We start from the raw sequence: 14,556 nt of genomic DNA on the forward strand, positions 1-14,556 counted from the left end.
GGAAGGGTCAGGTGCCGGGATCGTGGCGGGTGACGCCGCCGATGGCCGTGGTCAGGTCGGTCGCGGCCTGCATCACGGCGGCGCTGAGCCGGTCGATATCGCCGGTGCCGACGCGGCTGGTGGGGCCGGACACGGAAATGCCGGCGACGGGCTCGTTGTTGAAATCGAAGACCGGGGCGGCGATGCAGCGCATGCCGATATTCTTTTCCTCGCCGTCGATGGAATAGCCGCGGGCGCGGGTGCGGGCGAGTTCGGACCGCAATATGTCGGCGTCGGTGATGGAGTGTTCGGTGTAGGCTGTCAGGGTCTGACCTTGCAGCAGCCGGGCAAGGCGGGCGTCGTCCATTTCGGCCATCAGCGCCTTGCCGATGCCCGAGGCATGCATCTGCGAGAGCGTCCCGGGCGGAAAGAAGGCGCGGATGCTGGCATGTGTTTCGACCTGGCTGACGAAGAGGACCTGGCCGGAGGTTTCGACGCCCAGGTTGGCGGTTTCGCCGGTCGCTTCCATCAGGCGGCGCAGGATGGGGCGGGCGCGTTCGACAAGCGTGGTGCGGCGCAGGAAGCGGGCGCCGATGATGAACGCCTGCGGGCCGATATGCCAGGCCTGTTCCTCGGGGTCGAATTCTACGAGGCCGCGCGTTTCCAGAGTGACGAGCACGCGGTAGAGGGTGGCGGGAGACTGATCCATCTCGGTCGCGAGTTCCGAGAGCGCCTTGCCCTGGTGCTGGCTGACGTAATCGAGCACCTCCATGGCGCGGTCGAGGGATTTGATGGTGTTCTGATCGGTCTTGTCGTCCCAGCCGCGGGGGCGGCCACGGGCGCGTCTCGGGGAGGGATTCGGGTCGGCCATTTGGTGCCTCGATATAATTTTGAAATATTACTTCACAATATGAAAAATATAAACATCTGACAAGTATAAATAAATCAACCCTGAACAAAAATGAAAAACGATTTCAAAAAAATTTTCAAGCGTGGGCAAGCCCTGTAAACAGGCGGTGAGTTTTGGAGGAGACGAACATGAGTTTTCAGAATCCCGTTTTCATTCCCGGCCCGACCAACGTGCCGGAGAGCCTGCGCAAAGCCTGCGACATGCCGACGATCGACCACCGATCGGCCATCTTCGGGGATATCCTGCACCCTGCACGCGCGGGCGTGCAGAAGGTGCTGAAGTCGACCTCGGCGGAGGTGTTCATCTTTCCGTCGACCGGCACTGGCGGCTGGGAAACGGCGCTGACCAACACGTTGTCGCCGGGCGACAAGGTGCTGATCGCGCGCAACGGCATGTTCAGCCATCGCTGGATCGACATGTGCGAGCGCCATGGTCTTGACCTGGTGGTTGATGAGACCCCCTGGGGCGAAGGTATTTCCGCCGCGCGCTATGGCGAGATCCTGAGTGCCGACAAAGGGCACGAGATCAAGGCAGTGCTGGCCACGCATAACGAGACTGCGACCGGCGTGAAGTCGGATATCGAGGCGATCCGCAAGGCGATGGACGCCGCCGGCCACCCCGCGATGTTGTTCGTGGACGGCGTCAGCTCCATCGGATCGATGGATTTCCGCATGGACGAATGGGGCGTGGACGTTGCCGTGACCGGCTCGCAAAAAGGGTTCATGCTGCCTGTTGGCCTGGCCATCGTCGGGTTCAGCGAAAAGGCGATGGACGCGACGAAGTCGGCCAAGCTGCACCGGACGTTCTTTGACGTGCACGACATGCTGAAAGGCTACGCGGCCAGTGCATATCCCTATACGCCGGCGGTGGGCCTGATGAACGGTCTGAAAGTGTCCTGCGACATGCTGCTGGACGAAGGGCTGGACGCGGTTTTCGCCCGTCACACACGCATTGCCGATGGCGTGCGGGCGGCGGCAAAGGCATGGGGAATGCCGCTTTGTGCCAAGTCGCCGGAGGTTTACTCGGATACGGTGAGCGCTATCTGCACGCCTGAGGGCTTCAACGCGACCGAGATCGTGACCCATGCGGCGGATGCCTATGGAATGGCGTTCGGCGTGGGCCTTGGTGAGGTCGCGGGCAAGGTGTTCCGCTTTGGTCACCTTGGAAGCCTGACGGATGCGATGGCCCTGTCCGGCCTTGGCACGGCGGAAATGTGCATGGTGGACCTGGGTCTTGATATCGAACTTGGGTCCGGTGTGGCAGCGGCACAGGATGTGTGGCGCCGGCGCCCGGCCCAGAGCCAGAAGGACGCTGCCTGATGAAGGACGCCACGGAGATGTATATCCCCACATACCAGGACATGCTGGACGCGCATGAGCGGATCAAGCCGCATATCAACCGAACGCCGGTGTTGCAGTCGGCCTATCTGAACGAGTTGACCGGCGCCGAGCTGTTCTTCAAATGCGAGAACTTTCAGGAGCCGGGGGCGTTCAAGGTCCGTGGCGGATCGAATGCCGTGTTCGGCCTGAGCGACGAACAGGCCGAGAAGGGTGTGGCGACGCACTCGTCCGGCAACCACGCGCTGTGCCTGAGCTATGCGGCGGGGCGGCGCGGGATCCCGTGCAACGTGGTGATGCCGCGCACGGCGCCGCAAGCCAAGAAGGATGCCGTGCGGCGCTATGGCGGGACGATCACGGAATGCGAGCCGTCCACCAGCAGCCGCGAGGCGGTGTTTGCCGAGGTACAGGAAAAGACCGGCGGCGAGTTCGTGCATCCCTATAACGACCCGCGCGTGATCGCCGGGCAGGGGACGTGTTCCAAGGAGTTCATGGAGCAGGTCGACGGGCTGGAAATGATGGTCGCGCCCATCGGGGGCGGCGGCATGATTTCGGGCACCTGCCTGACCCTGTCGAACCTGGCCCCCGAGGTGAAGATCATCGCGGCCGAGCCGGAGCAGGCGGACGACGCCTATCGCAGTTTCAAGGCCGGGCACATCATTGCCGACGACGCGCCCGACACGATTGCCGACGGGCTGAAAGTGCCGCTGAAGGACCTGACCTGGCATTTCGTGTCGAACCACGTCAGCGAGATGTACACCGCCAGCGAGGAAGAGATCATCGAGGCGATGAAGATCACGTGGAAGTACCTGCGGATCGTCATGGAGCCCAGCTGTGCCGTGCCTCTGGCGGTGATCCTGAAGAACAAGGATGCCTTCAAGGGCAAGCGCGTGGGTGTGATCGTGACCGGCGGCAATGTCGATCTGGACAAGTTGCCGTGGATGACGTGATTCCTTTGCACCCGGTTGCGGTTTCCGATAGGAAACTTACGTAGTTGATACGAGCCGGCAGGGCGGCGTGGCCCTGCATGACCAAGATATTCATGGATAGGGAGAGATCCGATGAAAGACATGAGCAATCTCGACGATTTCGAAGTGGGCTTCGACATTCCGGCCAAGCCGGGGATGTCCGAGGCCGAGATCCAGACGCCCTGCCTGGTGCTGGACCTCGACGCGCTGGAGCGCAACATCAAGAAGATGGGTGATTATGCCAAGGAACACGGCATGCGTCACCGCACCCACGGCAAGATGCACAAGTCCGTGGACGTGCAGAAGCTGCAGGAACAACTGGGCGGCGCCTGTGGCGTCTGCTGTCAGAAAGTCTCCGAGGCCGAGGTGTTCGCCCGTGGCGGCATCAAGGACATCCTGGTGTCGAACCAAGTGCGCGACCCGGCCAAGATCGAGCGGTTGGCCAAGCTGCCGAAACTGGGCGCGCGGACGATCTGCTGCGTGGACGACCTGGCCAACGTGGCCGACCTGTCGGCGGCGGCGCAGAAGCACGACACCGAGATCGAGTGCCTTGTCGAGATCGACTGTGGCGCGGGCCGCTGCGGCGTGACGACGACGCCGGAAGTGGTGGAGATTGCCAAGGCGATCGACGCGGCGGACGGGCTGAAGTTCTCGGGTATCCAGGCCTACCAGGGCGCGATGCAGCACATGGACAGCTATGACGACCGCAAGGAAAAGATCGACATCGCCGTGGCGATGGTGAAAGACGCGGTCGACACGCTGAAGGCCGAAGGGCTGGAGTGCGACATCGTCGGCGGTGGCGGCACCGGGTCGTACTACTTCGAGTCGAACTCGGGCGTGTATAACGAGCTGCAGTGCGGGTCGTATGCGTTCATGGACGCCGATTATGGCCGCATCCTGGACAAGGACGGCAAGCGGATCGACCAGGGCGAGTGGGACAACGCGTTCTTCATCCTGACCTCGGTCATGTCCCACGCCAAGGCGGACAAGGCGATCGTCGATGCCGGCCTGAAGGCGCAGTCGGTCGACAGTGGTCTGCCGGTGGTGTTCGGCCGCGACGACGTCGAATACATCAAGTGCTCGGACGAGCATGGCGTGGTGAAGGACCCCGGCGGCGTGCTGAAGGTCAACGACAAGCTGAAGCTGGTGCCGGGCCACTGCGACCCCACCGCCAACGTGCATGACTGGTACGTCGGCGTGCGCGGCGGCAAGGTGGAAACCGTCTGGCCGGTGTCGGCCCGCGGCCACGCGTACTAAACCCAATTCTTCCTGTGGACTGTCGGGGTTGGCATTTCGCTGACCCCGCTTTTTTGAAAGGCCCCCAAACATGATCATTGTTCCCGAGCGCGAGATTGCCGACCTGATGACCCGAGAGGCGGCGTTCGATGCCGTCGAAAAGGTTTTTGCCGCGATGGCGGCGGGTGACGCGTATAACTTTCCCGTCGTCCGCGAGGCGATCGGGCACGAGGACGCGCTTTACGGCTTCAAGGGCGGGTTCGACAAGGCCGGCCTGACGCTGGGGCTGAAGGCCGGGGGCTACTGGCCCAACAACCTTGAGAAGCGGGACATCATCAACCACCAGTCGACGGTGTTCCTGTTCGATCCCGATACCGGCAAGGCCAAGGCGATGGTGGGCGGCAACCTGTTGACCGCGCTGCGCACCGCCGCCGCATCGTCGGTGTCGATCAAGCATCTGGCGCGCAAGGATGCCAAGGTGATCGGCATGGTCGGCGCGGGCCACCAGGCGACGTTCCAGCTGCGCGCGGCGCTGGAGCAGCGGGACTTCGAGAAGGTGATCGGCTGGAACTACCACCCCGAGATGCTGCCCAATATCGAGAAGGTCGCCAAGGAAGCCGGCGTGGCTTTCGAGGCGGTCGAACTGGAGGGCATGACGGAGGCGGACGTGATCATCTCGATCACCTCGTCCTTTGACGCGACGCTGATGGCCGACCATGTCGGTGCGGGGTGTCACGTGGCGTGCATGGGCACCGACACCAAGGGCAAGCAGGAGGTCGAGGCGGCGCTGTTGCAGAAGGCGACGGTGTTCACCGACGAGGTGGCGCAGTCGATCAGCATCGGTGAAGCGCAGCACGCGGTGGGCGAGGGCCTGATTACAGAGGGCGACGTTCACCAACTAGGCGCGGTCATCAACGGCACCCACAAGGGCCGCAGCAGCGATGACGAGATCACCCTGTTCGACGGTACCGGCGTCGGCCTGCAGGATCTTGCCGTTGCGGCGAGTGTTGTGGATCTGGCGGTCGAGCAGGGCCGCGCGATCGAGGTGGATTTCTGATCATCTGATACGAGGCCGCGACCGTGCACGCCGCATGACGTGCGTGGCGCTCGGGGCCAAGGCCGGGATTCGAGTATTTTCGGCAAGAAAAAGCAGGGGCGCGGGCGCAGGCTCGCGCCCTTTGCGTGTTGTGGTGCACCTTGGCGCCGGAATGCCTGCGGGCATGGCGGAGGCGAGCGTCAGCCCCTGGGGTGGCGATCAGGCGGCAAGTCTGAAGCATTTTATGCCTGCCACATACATCCTCGGAATGATCGGTGCGCCCAGCCTCAGCCAAATCGCCAGCCCAGGGGCTGACGATGGCCGGGCCGCGTCGCGGCTGTTAACCGGCTGCGGGCTATGCTCCGATGTTTTAAAAGGGCTGACTACGAAAATCTCTGCGCTGCCGCAGCGGTCCGCAATCATCTGCGCCGCAACATGCCAAGGGCCGGCGTACAAGCCTGCGCCCTGTCTTCTGGCTCAGGAAGGTATTGTCGGAGACGCCGACGCGGATCACTGGCGCACCGGCGATCGTGGTGCGGAACGCACCAGGCGGATAAATCGTCGATGGCAGGAGGTGTGGGTGCAGTGCCCCGGGCGCGGACCTGCCGCGCCCGGGGACAGGGATCAGTCGGCGGTGTCTGCCACCGTGGTGGCGTTGCGCCTTTCGCGGGCCAGCTTGTACTGCCCGTAGAAGCCGTAGAGCAGCGAGGCGAGGCTGAGCAGCAGCAGCGCCGCGGTGATCGGCCGGGCGGCAAACTCCAGGTAGTTCTGATCGGCGATGATCAGGCCCTGCCGCAGGCTTTTCTCGGCGATGGGGCCAAGCACGAGGCCGATGATGAACGAGGCCACGGGGTATTTCATCACCCTCAGCAGCACGCCCACCACGCCGAAGGCCAGCATCACCCCGATATCGACCATGTTGCCGTTGAGCCCGTAGACCCCGGTCATGCACATCACGATGATGGCGGGGCCGACATAGGCATAGGGCACCGTCAGGATCAGCGCGAAGTAGCGCGCGGCGCGGACGCCGAAGGCCAGCATCAGGATATTGGCGAACATCATCGCGATGAAGACCGAGTAGACCAGCCGCGTGTTCTGTTCCATCAGCAGGGGGCCGGGGATGATGCCATGCACCGTCAGACCGCCCAGCATGACCGCCGTGGTGGCGCTGCCCGGGATGCCGAGGGCCAGGAGCGGGATCATCGAGCCGCCGACGGCCGAGTTGTTGGCCGACTCGGGCGCCGCGATGCCCTCGGCCACGCCGGTGCCGAATTTCTCGGGGTGGCGCGACCAGCGGACCGCTTCGGAATAGCTGATGAAGGAGGCCGTGGTGGCGCCGACGCCGGGCAGGGCGCCGATGATCGCGCCGATGACCGAAGAGCGCGCCAGCGTGCCGCTGCTGTCCTTCATTTCCTTGCGGGAGGGCAGCTTGGTCGACACGTCGGTGATCGCGGTCGAGGATTTGTTGCCTTCGCCCACGCGGGTCAGGACCTCGGCCATGGCGAAGGTGCCGATGATGACGGGCACGAAGCTGATGCCGGTCAGCAGCATGTTGTTGCCGAAGGTATAGCGGCCCATGCCGGTGATCGGATCAAGCCCCACGGTGGCGATGCCCAGGCCGATCAGGCCCGCGGTCAGCCCCTTGAGCACCGAGCCGCCGCCGATGGAGGCGATGGCCGAGATGCCCAGCACGGCGAGGGCGAAATATTCGGGCGGGCCGAATTCCAGTGCCAGTTGCGCCATGGGCGGGGCCAACAGCATCAGCACCGCCGTGCCGAAGATGCCGCCGATGGCCGAGGAGGCCAGCGCGATGCCCAGGGCCTTGCCGGCCTCGCCGCGCTTGGCCATCGGGTAGCCATCGAGCGCGGTGCAGGCGGCCTCGGGCGAGCCGGGCGTGTTGAAGAGGATGGCGGAGATCGACCCGCCGAACGTGGCCCCGACATAGACGCCGCCGAGCAGCAGAAGGCTTTGTTCGCTCTCGAAAGCATAGGTGAAGGGGATCAGCAGGGCGACGCCGACGATGCCGGTCAGGCCCGGGACGGACCCGAAGGCGATGCCCCAGATCACGCTGAAAACGATGAAGAAAAGGTTGGTCGGGCTGCTCACGATATAGGTGAGCGCGTCGAGATATTCGGCCATTGGCGCAGGTTCCCGTGGATCAGTAGAGGAGCAGGCTGAGTTCGTAGAACGGACCGACGCCGCGCGGCAGCGGAAGCGACAGGCCGTAGGCGAAGAGCAGCGTCAGCAAGGCGGTGAAGATCGGCGCGAAGGCGACTTTGACCCAGAAACGTCCGCTGGGGATCATCGCAGAGGCGGCCCAGAGGAACACGATCGTCGACAGCACGAAGCCAACCTTGCCGAAGGCGATGAAGTAAAAAAGGACCAGAAGCCCCATTGCGCTCATGCGTCCGATGGTGCCCCAGTCCGCCGGGTTGACCGAGGTCGAGGCCGGGACGCGCCGGGCCGCGAGCATGTCGCGCAGGCTGCCCAGGGCGACGAGGCCCGAGGTGAGGGCCATCAGGCCGAAGGTGATCTTGGGCCAGAAATCTGTGTCGATGCCTTCGTACCGGGGTGAGACGGGAAAGCCGTCCGCGATCAGCCAGAACCAGACTGACACCACAAAGAGCCCGAGCGCGAAGGAAAATTCGATGATGTTCTTGGACATGTCCGCTCCTGCCGAGACAATCAAGGAACGGGGGGCGCGGTGAGGCGCCCCCCCTGTCAATGCGATGCGGCGGTATTACTCGATATAGCCGAGTTCGCGCAGGACCGTGGTGTAGGTCTCGATCTCGCCGTCGATGAAGGTCTGGAATTCATCGGGACCCAGCAGTTCGGAGCGGTATTGAAGCGCGTTCTGCTCTTCGAACTTCTTGTAGCTTTCGGTCGCCACGGCTTCCTCGATGTCGGCATAGAGCGTCTCGGCGTTTTCGGCGGAGTCCTCGGCCTGCATCGCGAAGGCGCGCCAGCGGCCAAGGGTCACGTCCCAGCCTTTCTCGGTGGCGGTGGGCACGTCCTCGAGGACCGGCAGACGCTCTTCGGAGAACACGACCAGCGGGCGCATGTCGCCGGAATCGTAAAGGCCGCGTGCGGGGCCGTATTCTTCGAACATGGCGTCGACCTGGCCGCCGAGGGTGTTGGACACCATCTCGGACGAGGAAAACGGCACGGTGCCGAAGTCGGCTTCGGCTTCCAGGCCGAAGAGGCCGACGGTGATTTCGTCGAAGCCGGCCGCGCCGGACAGCGCGATCTTCAGGTCGCCAGGGTTGTCCTTGGCGTGCTGCACGAACTGGTCGATGGTCTCGAACTCGCTGTCCGCGGGGACCCAGATGAGGGCCTGGTCATATTGGACACGGGCCAGCGGCTTGAAATCGGCCATGTCGATGCGGCCCTGCACGTGCGCGATGATCTGCGCCGGGCTGATCGCCATCAGCGAGTGACCGTCCGCGGGGCGCTGGGTGAAGTTCACGACTGCGGGGATGCCGCCGCCGCCCTGGACCGAGATCGACACCATGCTTTCGCCGGTGATCTCCTCGAACGGTTGCGCCACGGCGCGCACGAAACGGTCGGTGCCGCCGCCGGGGCCGTACTGGTGCACGACCTCGACGCTGCGCGACGGGTAGTCGTCCTGCGCGAGGGCGGGTCCGGCCAGCAGGCTGGAGCCGAGCAGGGCCGCGATGGCGGCGGGTTTCATGGTAGTATGGAACGTCATTTGGTTCTCCTCCCTTGGGTTCCGGTTTGCGCATCGAACGGATCCGATACGCGGATCGACTTGCGGCCTTGACGGCACCGCGAACCGGGGGCCGTCAAGACGAGGCCCGGCGCGCAGTGGCGGCCGGGCCCTGAATTCGTCATGCGGCGGTCAGTGCAGCCACGTCGGTTTCGTCAAGCACCTGCATGGCGGCGTCAACCCCGCCCTTCTGGTGCGGGATGCCGGCCTTCTTGAGGCCCATCTCGACGCCGGACAGCGTGCCCATCAGCATGGCGTCGTTGAAATCGCCCAGGTGCCCGATGCGGAACACGCGGTCGGCGACCTTGGACAGGCCGTTGCCGAGCGAGATATCGAAATGTTCCAGAGTGGTGGCGCGGAAGGCGTCGGCGCTGTGGCCCTCGGGCACGACGACGGCGGTCAGAACACCGCTTTCCTGCCCCTGCTGGCGGCAGAGCACGTCCAGCCCCCAGGCGCGGACGGCGGCACGGGTTGCCTGGCCGTGGCGCTGGTGCCGGGCGAAGACATTGGGCAGCCCCTCGTCATGCAGCATCGCGATGGCCTCGTTCAGGCCGTAAAGCAGGTTGGTGCCGGGCGTGTAGGGGAAATAGCCGGTCTGATTCGGGCCGCGCATATCCTGCCAGTCCCAGTAAGAACGACGCATGCCGCCGGTTTCGGAAATCTTCATCGCCTTGGCGCTGACCGCGTTGAACGACAGGCCGGGTGGCAGCATGAGGCCCTTCTGCGAACCTGAAACGGCGACGTCCACGCCCCACTCGTCGAAGCGGAAATCGACCGAGGCGAGGCCGGAAATCGTGTCGACCATCAAAAGCGCGGGGTGGCCGGCCTCGTCGATGGCGCGGCGTACCTCGGCGATGGGGGAGACCGAGCCGGTCGAGGTCTCGTTATGCACGACGCAGACCGCCTTGATCTCGTGGTTGGTGTCCTCGCGCAGGCGCTGGCCGATGGCCTCGGGGTCGGCGCCACCGCGCCAGTCGCCCTCGATGAACTCGGCCTCGATGCCAAGACGCTTGGCCATCTTGTTCCACAGCGTGGCGAAGTGGCCGGTCTCGTACATGACCACGCGGTCGCCTTCGGACAGGACGTTGACGAGCGCGGCTTCCCAGGCGCCGGTGCCGGAGGACGGAAAGATGAACACGTCCTGCTCGGTCTTGAAGATCGTCTTCATGCCTTCGAGCGCCTGCAGGCCGACCGCGGCGAAATCCGGTCCGCGGTGGTCCATCACCTGGGCCGAAATGGCGCGCAGGACGCGGTCGGGCACCGCGCTTGGCCCGGGAATTTGCAGAAAATGGCGGCCAGCTTTGTGCGTCATGGTGTATTGTCCTCCTCCCGGATGCGGCCCTGTGTCACCGAACCCGATTGCATTTTTAATTTTGAATTATGTATCACGAAGCTGTATCACGATGTCAACACCGCAGCAGGGAGGAATGGGAAATGCTTGAAGAGGCGCTGAAAAAAGGCTTTCGCGGCGACATCATGTTCGACACCGCGTCACGTGGGCGTTATTCGACGGATGCGTCTATTTACCAGATCACCCCTAAAGGGGTGGCGGCGCCGACGGGGCGCGAAGACGTGGAGATCGCGCTGGCGGCGGCCGCCGAATCGGGTGTGCCCCTGACGGGCCGGGGTGGCGGCACCTCGCAATGCGGGCAGACGGTCAACTCGGGCCTGATTCTGGACAACGCGCGGTATTTCAACGGAATCATCGAGCTGGACGTGGAGAATCGCCGCGTGGTGGTGGAGCCCGGCATCGTGCTGGACGAATTGAACCGGGCGCTGAAGCCGCACGGGCTGTGGTATCCGGTGGATGTCTCGACCAGTTCGCGCGCGACCATCGGCGGGATGGCGGCGAACAATTCCTGCGGGGGGCGGTCGCTGCGCTATGGCACGATGCGCGACAATGTCCGGTCCATCGACGCGGTGCTGCATGACGGCAGTTTCGCGCATTTCGGTCCGGTTTCGCGTGACGCGCTGCGCGGCAACGGCACGTTCGACCGGATCGCGGCGGACATGCTGGACCTGGGCGAGGAGCACACGGCGCTGATCGACGCGCGGTTTCCCAAGCTGACGCGGCGGGTGGGGGGCTACAACCTCGATTCCCTGGTGCCCAACGGCAAGGACGTGAACCTGGCGCATCTGCTGGTCGGGTCGGAAGGGACGCTGGCCTATTTCACTGCCATAGAGCTGGACCTGTGGCCGCTGGTGGGCGACAAGGTGCTGGGCATCTGCCACTTCCCCACCTTCTACGAGGCGATGGACGCCACGCAGCACCTGGTCAAGCTGGACCCGTTGTCGGTGGAACTGGTCGATTCGACGATGATCGGGCTGTCGCGGCAGATCCCGATGTTCCGCCCGACGATCGAGCAGGCGGTGCGCGGGGAGCCTGCCGCGCTGCTGCTGGTGGAATTCGACGAGGGTAGCGCGGAGGGCAATGCCGCCAAGCTGAAGGCGCTGCACGAGACGATGGGCGACCTTGGGTTCGACTGGTCGCATGAGGGCAAGGGCTGGGGCGGCGTTACGGATGTGACCGACGCCCGCCTGCAGGCGCAGGTGACAGAGGTGCGCAAGTCGGGCCTCAACATCATGATGTCGATGAAGCAGGAGGGCAAACCCGTCTCCTTCGTCGAGGATTGCGCGGTCGAGTTGAAGGATCTTGCGGAATACACGGCCGGCCTGACCGAGATCTTCGAGAAGAACGGCACGCAGGGGACGTGGTATGCCCATGCGTCGGTCGGGTGTCTGCACGTGCGGCCGGTCTTGAACCTGAAGCTGGATGAGGACGTCAAGAAGATGCGGTCGATTGCCGAAGAAGCATTCGACCTGGTGGCGCATTACAAGGGGTCGCATTCGGGCGAGCATGGCGACGGTATCGTGCGGTCGGAATTCCATGAAAAGATGTTCGGGTCCGAGATCACCACGCAATTCCTGCGGGTGAAGGACCAGTTCGACCCGGAGCGCCGCTTCAACCCCAACAAGATCGTCGAAGCGCCGAAGATGGATGACCGGTCGCTGTTTCGCTACACGCCGGACTACGAGGTGAAGCCGCTGAAGACCGCCTTTGACTGGTCGGCCTATCCCGGCGCGGGCGGCGGGTTCCAGGGCGCGGTCGAGATGTGCAACAACAACGGGGCCTGCCGCAAGCTGGCGGGCGGGGCGATGTGCCCGTCCTACCGCGCGACCCGCAATGAACGAGACGTGACGCGGGGCCGGGCCAACACGCTGCGGCTGGCGCTGTCGGGGCAGTTGGGGCCGGATGCGCTGACCTCGGACGCGATGGCCGAAACGCTGAAATTCTGCGTATCGTGCAAGGCGTGCAAGCGCGAATGCCCGACCGGCGTCGACATGGCCAAGATGAAGGCCGAGGTGACGGCGGCCCGGGTCGAGAAACACGGGCTGGGCCTGCACGAGCGGCTGGTGGGCTACATGCCGGATTACGCGCCCTACGCCGCGAAGGTGCCGTGGCTGATCAACATGCGTAACAGCATCCCGCTGCTGGCCCGGCTGATGGAAAAGCCCACCGGCTTTGCCGCGTCGCGGAAGCTGCCGCACTGGTCGTCCAAGCCGTTCCGCGACAGCGAGGCACAGGACGAGAACCCGGATGTCATCCTGTTTGCCGACATCTTCAACCGGTATTTCGAGCCCGAGAACCTGCGCGCCGCGCTTCGGGTGCTGCGGGCCGGCGGCAAGCGTGTGGCCGTGGCCACCGACGGCCAGTCGAAGCCTCTGGACAGCGGGCGGACCTACCTGTCGACCGGCCTGATGGAGAAGGCACGCAAGACCGGCCAGCGCCTGCTGGATGCGCTGGCGCCGCATGCCGAGAAAGGCCTGCCCATCATCGGGCTGGAGCCGTCCTGCCTGTTGACCCTGCGCGACGAGATTCCGGCGCTGTTGCCTGGCACACAGGCCGAGACGGTGGCGGCGCAGGCGCGGATGCTGGAGGAATACATCGCCGAGGCCGCCGAGGCCGGGGATTTGACGCTGCCGCTGAAGCCCGTGGGCAAGCCGCTGAAGCTGCATGGTCACTGTCACCAGAAAGCCCATGACGTGGTGCCAGCGATCCAGCGCACGCTGGCGCTATTGCCTGAAACCGATGTCGACATTATAGAATCCAGTTGCTGCGGTATGGCCGGGTCTTTCGGCTATGGCGTGGAAACGGAGGAGGTATCGCGCAAGATGGGGGAGCTGAGCCTCTTTCCAGCGGTGCGCGAGGCCGGGGATGCGATCATCGTGGCGGACGGCACGTCCTGCCGCCACCAGATCGCCGACGGGACGGAGCGCGAGGCGTTCCATGTGGCGCGGGTGCTGGACATGGCGCTGGAGGGACGGGGGAGATGAACGTGCAGAACAAGGGCGTTCAGACGCTACGGCGGACATCGCTGCACCAGGAACTGGCCGACGGGGTGCGGGAGCTGATTGTCAGCGGCCAGCTTGCGCCGGGCACGAAGGTGCCGGAGCGCGAGCTGTGCGAGATGTTCGGCGTGTCGCGGACCCCACTGCGCGAGGCGCTGAAGGTGCTGGCCTTCGACCGGCTGGTCGTGCTGGAGCCGAACCGCGGCGCCTGGGTCAGCCAGATCACGCTTGGCGACCTGGAAGAGGTGTTCCCGGTGATGGGCGCGCTGGAGGCGCTGTCGGGAGAGTTGGCCTGCGAACGGATCACGGATGAGGAAATCCGCACGGTCCGCTCTTTGCATGACGAGATGGTGGGCCATTTCGAGGCGCGGCTGCTGGCCGAGTATTTCGATCTGAACCAGCAGATCCACGAGGCCATCCTGGCCGCCGCCCGCAACGAGACGCTGACCGTGCAGTACCGGTCGCTGGCCACGCAGGTGCGTCGGGCGCGGTTCGTGGCCAACATGACCGATGCGCGGTGGAAAAAGGCGACCGAGGAGCACGAAGAGATCATGGCATGCCTCGAGGCGCGAGACGGCGCCGGGCTCGCGTCGATCCTGCGCCAGCATCTTCAGAACAAGTTGGAGACGGTGCGCGACTGGCTGATTGCCAACGGCGCAACGGGCTGATCCGAGCCGGCCCGGCCAAGTGACGGGCGCTTTTGCATATACCTGAGACTGGCATCCGAGGTTGCCCGGGGAGGGCCGGGCGCGCGGTGGCGGACGTCCGAAGTCCGCGCGGTCCGGCACGCGAATCCATCACACGCGTCACGCTCTCGCATGACGCTCCGATAGCGCATAAACTCCCGGAAACAGTGGTGAGCCGTGCAGGATTCGAACCTGCGACCCACTGATTAAAAGTCAGTTGCTCTACCAACTGAGCTAACGGCCCACTAGGCGGCCTATCTAGAAAGAGGGGGCAGGGGGGTCAAGCCCCAATTGCAGGGAATTTTCCGCTGTGGCTGGATTCGTCGC

At 64.5% G+C, this 14,556-nt stretch carries 11 protein-coding genes and 1 tRNA gene; 6 read left to right on the plus strand and 6 right to left on the minus strand.

The genetic code is table 11. The annotated features are described in order from the left end of the window. Positions 1–7: 7 nt before the first annotated feature. Positions 8–850 (minus strand): HTH-type transcriptional regulator BhcR, encoded by an 843-nt coding sequence (gene bhcR, locus PVV74_RS08685; RefSeq protein WP_103762828.1) that lies wholly within the window; start codon positions 848–850, stop codon positions 8–10. Between the two features lie 167 nt (positions 851–1,017). On the opposite strand from bhcR, the gene bhcA reads away from it, so the two are divergent. The 4 genes from bhcA to bhcD all read left to right on the plus strand — a co-directional run bounded on the left by bhcA (position 1,018) and on the right by bhcD (position 5,487). Further along, the gene (gene bhcA, locus PVV74_RS08690; RefSeq protein ID WP_103762829.1) at positions 1,018–2,208 is read left to right on the plus strand and encodes an L-aspartate--glyoxylate aminotransferase BhcA; all 1,191 of its coding nucleotides are present in this window, start codon (positions 1,018–1,020) and stop codon (positions 2,206–2,208) included. Further along, on the plus strand, positions 2,208–3,176 hold the full coding sequence (gene bhcB / locus PVV74_RS08695; RefSeq protein ID WP_103763003.1) for a beta-hydroxyaspartate dehydratase BhcB: 969 nt from the start codon (positions 2,208–2,210) through the stop codon (positions 3,174–3,176). The genes bhcA and bhcB overlap by 1 nt, the downstream gene beginning before the upstream one ends. A 111-nt stretch (positions 3,177–3,287) precedes the next feature. Further along, a complete protein-coding gene (bhcC, locus tag PVV74_RS08700; protein ID WP_274592908.1) occupies positions 3,288–4,451 on the plus strand; it encodes a 3-hydroxy-D-aspartate aldolase BhcC in 1,164 nt (387 codons plus the stop codon). A 70-nt stretch (positions 4,452–4,521) separates the two neighbouring features. Continuing rightward, on the plus strand, positions 4,522–5,487 hold the full coding sequence (gene bhcD, locus PVV74_RS08705; protein WP_103762831.1) for an iminosuccinate reductase BhcD: 966 nt from the start codon (positions 4,522–4,524) through the stop codon (positions 5,485–5,487). Positions 5,488–6,090: 603 nt separating this feature from the next. On the opposite strand, the gene PVV74_RS08710 is transcribed toward bhcD, so the two are convergent. The 4 genes from PVV74_RS08710 to PVV74_RS08725 form a co-directional block, all read right to left on the minus strand. Continuing rightward, entirely contained in the window at positions 6,091–7,605 is a 1,515-nt protein-coding gene (locus tag PVV74_RS08710) for a tripartite tricarboxylate transporter permease (protein ID WP_103762833.1), read from the minus strand. 19 nt (positions 7,606–7,624) lie between these two features. Then, a complete protein-coding gene (locus PVV74_RS08715; RefSeq protein ID WP_274592909.1) occupies positions 7,625–8,131 on the minus strand; it encodes a tripartite tricarboxylate transporter TctB family protein in 507 nt (168 codons plus the stop codon). Between the two features lie 75 nt (positions 8,132–8,206). Further along, positions 8,207–9,175, minus strand: a complete 969-nt coding sequence (locus PVV74_RS08720; RefSeq protein ID WP_245890461.1) for a Bug family tripartite tricarboxylate transporter substrate binding protein — start codon at positions 9,173–9,175, stop codon at positions 8,207–8,209. A gap of 139 nt (positions 9,176–9,314) precedes the next feature. Next, positions 9,315–10,505: a pyridoxal-phosphate-dependent aminotransferase family protein gene (locus PVV74_RS08725; RefSeq protein WP_103762836.1), complete on the minus strand. Its 1,191-nt coding sequence runs from the start codon at positions 10,503–10,505 to the stop codon at positions 9,315–9,317. Positions 10,506–10,627: 122 nt separating this feature from the next. Between PVV74_RS08725 and PVV74_RS08730 the strand changes: the two genes are divergently transcribed. Together PVV74_RS08730 and PVV74_RS08735 are read left to right on the plus strand one after the other, a co-directional pair. Continuing rightward, entirely contained in the window at positions 10,628–13,528 is a 2,901-nt protein-coding gene (locus tag PVV74_RS08730) for an FAD-binding and (Fe-S)-binding domain-containing protein (protein ID WP_274592910.1), read from the plus strand. Then, complete coding sequence (locus PVV74_RS08735; RefSeq protein ID WP_274592911.1) at positions 13,525–14,211, plus strand: GntR family transcriptional regulator; 687 nt, start codon at positions 13,525–13,527, stop codon at positions 14,209–14,211. Before PVV74_RS08730 ends, PVV74_RS08735 begins: the two co-directional genes overlap by 4 nt. 186 nt (positions 14,212–14,397) lie before the next feature. Here the strand turns inward: PVV74_RS08735 and PVV74_RS08740 are convergent. Continuing rightward, a tRNA-Lys gene (locus PVV74_RS08740) sits at positions 14,398–14,473 on the minus strand. Between the last annotated feature and the right edge of the window lie 83 nt (positions 14,474–14,556).

Source organism: Roseovarius sp. SK2 (genome assembly GCF_028807495.1).
Lineage (GTDB): Bacteria > Pseudomonadota > Alphaproteobacteria > Rhodobacterales > Rhodobacteraceae > Roseovarius > Roseovarius confluentis.